Source organism: Umezawaea endophytica (genome assembly GCF_025061645.1).
GTDB classification, from domain to species: Bacteria; Actinomycetota; Actinomycetes; order Mycobacteriales; family Pseudonocardiaceae; genus Umezawaea; species Umezawaea endophytica.
Map to the genome: position 1 here is coordinate 108,714 of NZ_JANYMP010000030.1, position 9,438 is coordinate 118,151.

Sequence of the window (9,438 nt, forward strand, 5' to 3'; positions counted from 1 at the left end):
GTCCGATCGAGTTTGTAGGAAAGCACAAAAGCCCTGTCTGTAGGAGCCTTGGCTTCATGCGCTCCGCCGTAGCTGTTCCATGGTCGCCCTCTGTGTACTGGCTCACACACCGTTTGGAGGGCGAGTGACGATTTCCACCCACGTGCTGGACGCCCAGCGCGGCAGGCCCGCCACCGGGCTCGCCGTGCGGCTCGAACGCGCGGACGGGACCCTCGTGTCGGCCGGGGAGACCGGCCCCGACGGCCGGATCACCGGCTGGGACGCGACCGAGGTCGGCGTCTACCGGCTGGTGTTCGCCACCGGCGCGCTCGCGCCGTTCTTCCCCGAGGTCGTGCTGACGTTCCACGTCGCCGACCCGGCCGAGCACTACCACGTGCCGCTGCTGTTGTCCCCGTTCGCGTACTCGACCTACCGAGGCAGCTGATGGACTTCCTACGCCCTGACACCTTCGCCGAAGCCCTGGCCGTCAAGGCCGAACGGCCCGACGCGGTGCCGATCGCAGGCGGCACGGACGTGATGGTGGAGCTGAACTTCGACCACCGCAGGCCGTCGGCGCTGCTCGACCTGACCCGGATCGCGGAGTTGCGCGAGTGGACGACCGTCGACGGCAGGCTCCGCGTCGGCTCCGGCGTGCCGTACACGCGGATCATCGAGCAGCTCGGCGCACAGCTACCGGGTCTGGCGATGGCGTCGCGCACGGTCGGTTCGCCGCAGATCCGCAACCGCGGCACCGTCGGCGGCAACCTCGGTGCCGCCTCCCCCGCCGGTGACACGCACCCGGTGCTGCTCGCGGGCGACGCGGTGATCGAGGTGGCGTCCACCCGCGGCACCAGGATGATCCCGGCCGCCGAGTTCTACCTCGGGGTGAAGCGCAACGCGCTGGAGCCCGACGAGCTGATCGCCGCCGTGCACCTGAACGCGACGCCGGGGCCAGAGCAGTTCGCGAAGGTCGGCACCCGCAACGCCATGGTGATCGCGGTGTGCTCGTTCGCCATCGCGCTGCACCCCGCCGAGAAGCGCGTCGGCGCCGCGGTCGGTTCGGCCGCCCCGACACCCCGGCGCGCCACGGCGGCCGAGGAGTTCCTGGCGGGCGAACTGGACTGGGCCGCGCCGGAACCGCTGCTGGACTCGGTGAAGCGCCGGTTCGGCGAGCTGGTCGCGGAGGCGGCCAGCCCGATCGACGACGTGCGCGGCAGTGCCGCGTACCGCAAGCACGCCCTGGCCGTCCTCGCCCGCAGGACGCTGGGCTGGGCGTGGCAGGACCACCTCGGCAAGGAGGCCCGCGAATGCGCGTGAACGTGACCGTCAACGGCGAGCAGCGGCAGGCCGACGACGTCTGGGAGGGCGAGAGCCTGCTGTTCGTGCTGCGCGAGCGGCTGGGGCTGCCCGGTTCGAAGAACGCCTGCGAGCAGGGCGAGTGCGGGTCCTGCACGGTGTACCTGGACGACGTGCCGGTGTGCGCGTGCCTGGTCGCCGCGGGCCAGGTGCAGGACCGCGAGGTCCGCACGGTCGAAGGCCTGGCCGACGGCGACCGGCTCGACCCCGTCCAGGAGGCGTTCGTGGAGGCGGGGGCGGTGCAGTGCGGGTTCTGCACGCCCGGTCTCGTCGTCGCGGCGCACGACCTGCTCGAACGCGTGCCGCAGCCGAGCGACCCGGAGATCCGCGAGGCGCTGGCCGGGAACCTGTGCCGCTGCACCGGGTACGAGAAGATCCTGGACGCCGTCCGGCTCGCGGCGGCCCGCCGATGATCACCGTCATCGACCGGGTCGCGGTGTCCACTGTGGACGCGGCGGGCACCGAGCACGCGTACGGCCACGTCGTGGTGGACGGCGACACCATCCGGTCCGTCGGCTCGGGTCCGGCGCCCGCGCAGAACGGCCCGCACACTTACGTCGACGGCTCCGGCTGCCTGCTCACCCCCGGCCTCGTCAACACCCACCACCACCTCTACCAGTGGGCCACCAGGGGTTTCGCGCAGGACGCGACCCTGTTCGAGTGGCTGACCGAGCTGTACCCGGTGTGGCGCGGGCTGGACGCGGGCATCACGCACGCCGCCGCGTCCGCGGGCCTGGCCCGGCTCGCGGTGACCGGCTGCACGACCGCCGCCGACCACCACTACGTGTTCCCGCGCGCGGGCGGCGACCAGTTCGACGCGCTCGTCGGCGCGGGCAGGCGGATCGGTATCCGGTTGCACGCCATCCGCGGTTCGATGGACCGCGGTCGGTCGCACGGCGGTCTGCCGCCGGACAACCTCGTCGAGGAGACCGAGGCCGCCCTGATCGCGACCGAGAAGGCGGTCGAGGACTACCACGACCCCGCGCGCGGGGCGTTGATCCGGGTGGCCGTCGGCCCGTGCTCGCCGTTCTCCGTCAGCCCCGAGCTGATGACCGGCGCCGCGGAACTGGCCCGCCGCAAGGGGGTCCGGCTGCACACGCACCTCGCCGAGACGATCGACGAGGAGGACCAGTGCCAGGCCGAGAACGGCTGCACGCCCACCGAGTACGCCGAACGCCTCGGCTGGCTCGGTGACGACGTGTGGCTCGCGCACACCGTGCACCTGTCCGTCGACGCCGTGAAGCGGCTCGGTGCGACGGGAACGGGGTCCGCGCACTGCCCGACGTCCAACGGACGGCTGGGCACCGGCATCGCGCCGGTCCGCGACCTGCTGGACGCTGGCGCGCCGGTCGGTCTGGGCGTGGACGGCGCGGCGTCCAACGAGGACGGTGGACTGGTGGCTGAGCTGCGCCAGTCGGTCATGCAGGCCCGGCAGCGCGGCGGGCCGAAGGCCATGACGTTCCGCCAAGCGTTGTGGCTGGGCACGATGGGCGGCGCCCGCTGCCTCGGCCGCGAGGACGAGATCGGCTCGATCGAACCCGGCAAGCTCGCGGACCTGGCCCTGTGGCGGCTCGACGGCGTCGACCACGCGGGCATCACCGATCCGGTGGCGGCACTGGTGTTCGGGCCGCAACCGCCGTTGAAGCTGCTGCTGGTCGGCGGGAAGACCGTGGTCGCCGACGGCGAACTCCGCACCGCACCGGCCGACGACCTCGCCCGTGAACTCAGGACCGCCAGCGCGAAGTTGATCGAGGTGTCGAAATGAGTCTCACCCCCGCAGAACTCAGCTCCAGCGTCGCAGGCGGTATCGGCGCCAGCCCCCAGCGCCCGGACGGCAACCTCAAGGTGCGCGGCGAGTTCGCCTACGCGTCGGACCTGTGGCACGAGGACATGATCTGGGGCTCGACGCTGCGCAGCCCGCACCCGTACGCGCGGATCGTGTCGATCGACCTGACCGAGGCGCTGAAGGTGCCCGGTGTGCACGCCGTGCTGACGCACCAGGACGTGCCCGGCTCGAACCTGTACGGCCTGGAGCACAAGGACCAGCCCGTGCTCGCGGTCGACGTCGTGCGCTACCAGGGTGAGGCGGTCGCGCTCGTCGGCGCCGACCACCCGGAGACCGCGACCCGCGCGATGAAGCGGATCAAGGTCGAGTACGAGGTCCTGGAACCCGTGGTGGACATGGAGACCGCGGCCGACGACACCCCGCTGCACCCCGGCGGCAACCTGGTGCGGCACGTGCCGATCCGCCGTGGCGACCAGTCCCCGACGGCCGACGTCGTGGTGTCCGGCCGGTACGAGGTCGGCATGCAGGACCAGGCGTTCCTCGGTCCGGAGTCCGGTCTCGCGGTGCCCGCAGAGGACGGCGGCGTCGACCTGTACATCGCCACGCAGTGGCTGCACGTCGACCAGGGCCAGGTGGCCAGCGCGCTGGGCATGCCGCTGGACAAGGTGCGGCTCACGCTGTCCGGCGTCGGCGGCGCGTTCGGCGGCCGTGAGGACCTGTCGATGCAGGTGCACGCGTGCATGTTGGCGCTGCACACCCGCAAGCCGGTGAAGATGGTCTACAACCGCGAGGAGTCGTTCTACGGCCACGTGCACCGGCACCCCGCCGTGCTGCACTACGAGCACGGCGCCACCCGTGACGGGAAGCTGGTGTACGTCAAGGCGAGGATCTTCCTCGACGGCGGCGCGTACGCGTCCAGCACCGGCGCGGTCGTCGCGAACGCGGCCACGCTCGGCGTCGGCCCGTACGAGGTCGACAACGTGACGATCGACTGCTACGGCCTCTACACCAACAACCCGCCGTGCGGCGCGATGCGCGGATTCGGTGCCGTGCAAGCGGGTTTCGCCTACGAGTCCCAGATGGACAAGCTCGCGGAGAAGCTCGGTCTGGACCCGGTCGACGTGCGGATCGCGAACGCGATGACCGAGGGCTCGGTCATGCCGACCGGCCAGGTGGTCGACTCGGCCGCGCCGGTCGCGCAGTTGCTGAAGCTGGTCAAGGACAAGCCCCTGCCGCCCGTGTCCACGACGCTCGACCTGCGGTCGATGCCCGGTGGCGTCTCGAACACCACGCACGGCGAAGGCGTCGTGCGCGGGATCGGCTACGCCGTCGGCATCAAGAACGTCTGCTTCTCCGAGGGCTACGACGACTACTCGACGGCCCGCGTGCGCGTCCAGGTCATCGGCGGCGAACTCGTCGCGCTGGCCCACACGGCGGCGTGCGAGGTCGGCCAGGGCCTGGTGACGATCATGCAGCAGATCGTGCGCACCGAACTCGGCGTCCAGCGCGTGACGATCCTGCCGATGGACACCAGCATCGGCAACGGCGGCTCCACGTCGGCGTCCCGCCAGACGTACGTCACGGGCGGCGCGGTCAAGGCCGCCTGCGCGGCCGTGCGCGACAAGCTGACCAAGCTCGCCGGTGGCCGTGAGCTGTCCGAAGTGGACCTGGCCGACCTCGTCGGCGACGACGTGATCGACGAGACGGTCGAGTGGCGGCACCGCGCGACCGAGCCGCTGGACCCGGAAACGGGCCAGGGCAACGCCCACGTGCAGTACGGGTTCGCGGCGCACCGCGCGGTCGTCGACGTGGACGTGGAACTCGGCCTGGTCAAGGTGGTCGAGCTGGACTGCGCACAGGACGTCGGCAACGCGCTCAACCCGCAGGCCGTGCTGGGCCAGATCCAGGGCGGTTCCGCGCAGGGCCTGGGGTTGGCGGTCATGGAGGAGATCCAGACCGTCGGCGGCAAGGTGCGCAACCCGTCGTTCACCGACTACCTGATCCCGACGGTGCTCGACATGCCGCCGATGAGCATCGACGTCCTGGAACTGGCCGATCCCAACGCGCCCTACGGCGTCCGCGGTGTCGGCGAACCGCCCACGATCTCGTCCACCCCGGCCGTCGTGGCCGCCATCAGGGCCGCGACCGGCCTGGCGCTCACCCGCGTCCCGGTCCGACCCGAGCACATCACCCAGACCTAGCAGGCGTTCCCCGTCCCGCCGCGGCCCACCCGGCCGCGGCGTGGACGAGCACGCCCGAGGAGACCCCCATGACCACCTCGATCAACGCCGACCAGGCCTGGCTGCGCGAGGCCATCGACCTGGCGACGAAGAACGTCGCCGACGGCGGCGGCCCGTTCGGCGCGGTGATCATCCGCGCTGGCGAGGTCATCGCCACCGGCACCAACCAGGTCACCCCGCTGCTCGACCCGACCGCGCACGCCGAGGTGGTGGCCATCCGCGCCGCCTGCCAGGCGATCGGCGACTTCAAGCTCACCGGCTGCGTGCTCGTGTCGTCGTGCGAACCGTGCCCGCTGTGCATTTCCGCGGCGCTGTGGGCGCGGGTGGAGCGGGTCGTGTTCGCCGCCGACCGCCACGACGCGGCGGCGGCCGGGTTCGACGACCGCGAGTTCTACGAGCTGTTCGGCAAGCCCAGGGAGGACTGGAGCCTGCCCGTCCACCGCGTCAGCACGGACGTGGACGACGCGCCCTTCTCGGCGTGGCTGTCCCGCACGGACCGGGTCGACTACTAGAAGGCCGGTGCTGACCGGAGCACCAAGACGAAAACGCGGTCGACGGGGCCGGGCCGGCAAGCACGGGCCCCGCCGAACGCGCCCACCGGCATGGGAAAGGACGTCATGACCCAGTTGAGGAATGACATCCCCGCACGAACACCTCTCGACCGGTTCTTCCGCGTTGGCGAACGCGGGAGCACCCTGGGCCGCGAGGTGCGCGGTGGGATCACCACCTTCGTGGCGATGTCGTACATCGTATTGCTCAACCCGCTCATCCTCGGGGCCTCCGCCGACATCACCGGCGCGAAGCTGTCGATCGAGCAGGTCACGACCGCCACGGCGCTGGCCGCGGGCGTGATGACCATCCTGATGGGCCTGGTCGGCAACGCCCCGCTGGCGCTGGCGGCGGGTCTCGGCGTGAACGGCGTGGTCGCGTTCCAGCTAGCGCCGACGATGACCTGGGCCCAGGCGTTCGGGCTGGTGGTGCTGGAGGGCCTCTGCATCGTCGTCATGGCCGTCTCCGGTGTGCGGGAGCGGATCATCAACGCCATCCCGGCTCCGCTGAAGATCGCCATCACCGTCGGCATCGGCCTGTACATCGCGTTCGTCGGCCTGGTCAGCGCGGGTTTCGTCACCAGGACCCCGGACGCGGCCCACTCGACCGTCCCGGTCCGCATGGGTGTGGACGGTCACCTGGTCGGGTGGCCGATCGTCGTGTTCGCCGTCGGTCTGCTGCTGATGATCGTCCTGATGAGCCGCGGGGTCCCCGGCGCCGTGCTGATCAGCATCGGCACGGCGACCGTCCTGGCCGTCGTGGTCAACTCCGTGTTCCACGTCGAGGGCTGGGGCCTGGTCGAACCGACCGTGCCGGACAGCGTCGTGGCCGCGCCGGACTTCAGCCTGTTCGGGCAGGTCGACCTGTTCGGCGGCTTCGCCTCGGCGGGCGCGATCTCGGCCACGGTCTTCCTGTTCACGCTGGTGCTGTCGGGGTTCTTCGACGCGATGGGCACCATCACCAGCGTCTCCGACGAGGCCGGTCTGACCAAGGACGGCAAGGTCGAGGGCATGGGCCGCATCCTGCTGGTCGACGGCGCGGGAGCCATCGCGGGCGGGATCACCGGTTCGTCCCCGAACACCGTGTTCCTCGAATCGGCGGCGGGTGTCGGCGAGGGCGCCAGGACCGGCCTGGCCAGCGTCGTCACCGGCGTGATGCTCACGGCGACGCTGCTGTTCACCCCGCTGGCCGCCGTGGTCCCGGCGCAGGCCGCGGCTCCCGCGCTGGTCGTGATCGGCGGCCTGATGATGGCGCAGGTCCGCCGCATCCCGTGGCAGGAGGCGGACTACACCATCCCGGTGTTCCTCACGGCCGCGCTCATCCCGTTCACCTACTCGATCACGAACGGCATCGGCGCGGGCCTCATCTCCTACGTGCTCATCAAGGTCTGCAAGGGCCAGTGGCGCGAGATCGGCTGGATCATGACCAGCATCGCAGGACTGTTCGTCCTCTACTTCGGCGTAGAGGCCATCACCGCTGTACTGCGCTGACCAGGAGGCACTGTGGCTCTGATCTTCCTCAACGGCGGCGGCATGCGCGGCGGACCGCTCCACGAGCAGCTCCAGGGCACGCCCCTGCTGTGCGTGGCCCGCAGCGCCCCGAAGTACCGCTACTTCTCGGTGGGCGACCGCTTCCCGGCCATGCACCGCTCCGGAAGCGGCAGCGTCGTCGGCGAGGTCTACGACCTCCCGCTCGTCATCCTGCGCGACCACCTGCTCCCGGCCGAACCGCCGGAGCTGGAGATCGGCGTGATCGAACTGGAGGACGGCGCGGCGTGCCTGGCGACCGTCCTGCGGAACGACTGCCTCGACAACCCGGACCTCGTGGACATCACCCACATAGGTGACTGGCACGCCTACCTGCGGGGAAGAACGGAGTCCGGGCGTATTTGATGGCCCGCTCACCTCTCTTGCCTGGTGAGCCCCACCGCTGGGGGTGGCGGGGACCGCGGACGTGCGGTGGTCGGCAGGCAGGGGGCCCGCCGATCACCCACCTCTGTTCCTCCCGGAGCCGCGCGGGCGCGGGTTGACAGGCTTGGCTAATGACATTAGCTTTTGAGCTACAGCCATTAGCTACCCCTGAGGTGATGACGATGACCGAGTACCTGGAGCTCGACGGCGGACGGCTCGCCTACGACGTGATCGGCGACGGACCGCTGATCGTGCTCGCCCACGGGATGGGCGACAACCGGGCCGCCTACCGCGAGCTGGCCACCGAGTTGGCCGCCGCCGGGTACCGCGTGGCCAGCGTGGACCAGCGCGGCCACGGCGAGTCCAGCACCGGCTGGGCCTCCTACACCCGCACCGACTCGGCAGCCGACCTGCTCGCCGTGGTCAAGCACCTCGGCGGCCCGGCCGTGCTGGTCGGCCACTCGTTCACCGGCGGCTCAGCCACCATCGCGGCCGCCCAGGCCCCCGAGTCGGTGACCGCCGTCGTCGAGATCAGCCCGTTCACCCGCGCCCAGAAGGTCGACTTCGGCGGCTTCTTCACCAATGCCCGCTACCGCAAGGGCATGTCGCTGCTCATGGGCACGGGGGTGTTCCGCAGCGTCGGCCTGTGGAAGCGCTACCTCGACCACGCCTACCCCGGCACCAAGCCCGCGCGCTTCACCGAGCACCTGGCCGCACTGGACACCGACCTCCGCAGGCCCGGCCGCATGGCCGTGCTGAGCAAGATGGCCATGTCCGCCCCCACCGACGCGGGCGCGCTGCTCGGCGCCATCCACTGCCCCGCACTGGTCATCGAGGGCTCACTCGACCCCGACTGGACCGACGCCCGCGCCGAGGGCGAAGGCATCGTCGCGGCCATGCCGTCGGGCCTGGGCCGCGTCGAGGTGATCGAGGGCGCGGGCCACTACGCCCACGTCCAGTTCCCGACCCAGGTGGCCACTGCCGTCCTGTCCTTCCTCAAGGAGAACACCCGTGGCTAGGGCCGCGCTGTCCGCCGACGCCGTGGTCGACGTTGCACTCCGCCTGGTCGACGAGGAGGGTTCGACCGCACTGACCTTGGCCGCGGTCGCCTCCCGCGCGGGCGTGGCCACCCCGTCGCTCTACAAGCACGTCCGCAACCTGGCCGAACTGCGCGCACTCCTGTCGGTGCGCATCTTGGACGAGCTGAACGACGAGATCAGCGGAGCCGTACAGGGCCGCTCCGCCGACGACGCGATCCGCGCCCTCCTCACCACCTGGCGCAACTACGTGCTGACCCACCCGCACCGCTACTCAGCACTGGACCAGTCCCCCCAGCCACAGGTCGAGCAGGCGGGAGAACGACTGGTCAACATCATGCTGGCCGCCCTGCGCGCGTACGACCTGGAAGACTCCGCCGCCATCCACGCGGCCCGCTGCCTGCGCGCGGTCGCACACGGCTTCGCCGTACTGGAGATCGACCAGGGCTTCCAGCTACCGGAAAAGCTCAACGAAAGCTACGACCTGATGATCCACATGGTGATCACCGGCCTCCGCACTCCAGCTCCAAAAACTGTCGGACCCGTCGAGTAGGTTGTGAATCGGGGGGTCCTCACGAACA

Annotated in this window: 10 protein-coding genes; all 10 read left to right on the top strand. The window is 70.8% G+C overall.

The features are described 5' to 3' along the window. Positions 1-79: 79 nt before the first annotated feature. The 10 genes from uraH (at position 80) to NZH93_RS41070 (ending at position 9,410) form a co-directional block, all read left to right on the top strand. On the top strand, positions 80-424 hold the full coding sequence (gene uraH / locus NZH93_RS41025; protein ID WP_259628725.1) for a hydroxyisourate hydrolase: 345 nt from the start codon (positions 80-82) through the stop codon (positions 422-424). Continuing rightward, the gene (locus NZH93_RS41030) at positions 424-1,296 is read left to right on the top strand and encodes an FAD binding domain-containing protein (RefSeq protein WP_259628726.1); all 873 of its coding nucleotides are present in this window, start codon (positions 424-426) and stop codon (positions 1,294-1,296) included. The genes uraH and NZH93_RS41030 overlap by 1 nt, the downstream gene beginning before the upstream one ends. Continuing rightward, positions 1,287-1,748, top strand: coding sequence for a (2Fe-2S)-binding protein (locus tag NZH93_RS41035; protein ID WP_259628727.1), 462 nt, complete (start codon positions 1,287-1,289; stop codon positions 1,746-1,748). The genes NZH93_RS41030 and NZH93_RS41035 overlap by 10 nt, the downstream gene beginning before the upstream one ends. Further along, positions 1,745-3,100, top strand: coding sequence for an 8-oxoguanine deaminase (locus tag NZH93_RS41040; protein WP_259628728.1), 1,356 nt, complete (start codon positions 1,745-1,747; stop codon positions 3,098-3,100). Before NZH93_RS41035 ends, NZH93_RS41040 begins: the two co-directional genes overlap by 4 nt. Then, positions 3,097-5,322: a xanthine dehydrogenase family protein molybdopterin-binding subunit gene (locus tag NZH93_RS41045; RefSeq protein WP_259628729.1), complete on the top strand. Its 2,226-nt coding sequence runs from the start codon at positions 3,097-3,099 to the stop codon at positions 5,320-5,322. Before NZH93_RS41040 ends, NZH93_RS41045 begins: the two co-directional genes overlap by 4 nt. 68 nt (positions 5,323-5,390) lie before the next feature. Then, positions 5,391-5,873, top strand: a complete 483-nt coding sequence (locus tag NZH93_RS41050; protein ID WP_259628730.1) for a nucleoside deaminase — start codon at positions 5,391-5,393, stop codon at positions 5,871-5,873. 105 nt (positions 5,874-5,978) lie between these two features. Continuing rightward, positions 5,979-7,400, top strand: a complete 1,422-nt coding sequence (locus NZH93_RS41055; protein ID WP_259628731.1) for an NCS2 family permease — start codon at positions 5,979-5,981, stop codon at positions 7,398-7,400. 12 nt (positions 7,401-7,412) lie between these two features. Beyond that, on the top strand, positions 7,413-7,802 hold the full coding sequence (locus NZH93_RS41060) for an allophanate hydrolase-related protein (RefSeq protein WP_259628732.1): 390 nt from the start codon (positions 7,413-7,415) through the stop codon (positions 7,800-7,802). A gap of 200 nt (positions 7,803-8,002) precedes the next feature. After that, entirely contained in the window at positions 8,003-8,839 is an 837-nt protein-coding gene (locus NZH93_RS41065; RefSeq protein WP_259628733.1) for an alpha/beta fold hydrolase, read from the top strand. Next, positions 8,832-9,410 carry a TetR/AcrR family transcriptional regulator gene (locus tag NZH93_RS41070; protein WP_259628734.1) on the top strand — a complete coding sequence of 193 codons (579 nt, stop codon included), beginning with the start codon at positions 8,832-8,834 and terminating at the stop codon, positions 9,408-9,410. The genes NZH93_RS41065 and NZH93_RS41070 overlap by 8 nt, the downstream gene beginning before the upstream one ends. Positions 9,411-9,438 lie beyond the last annotated feature (28 nt).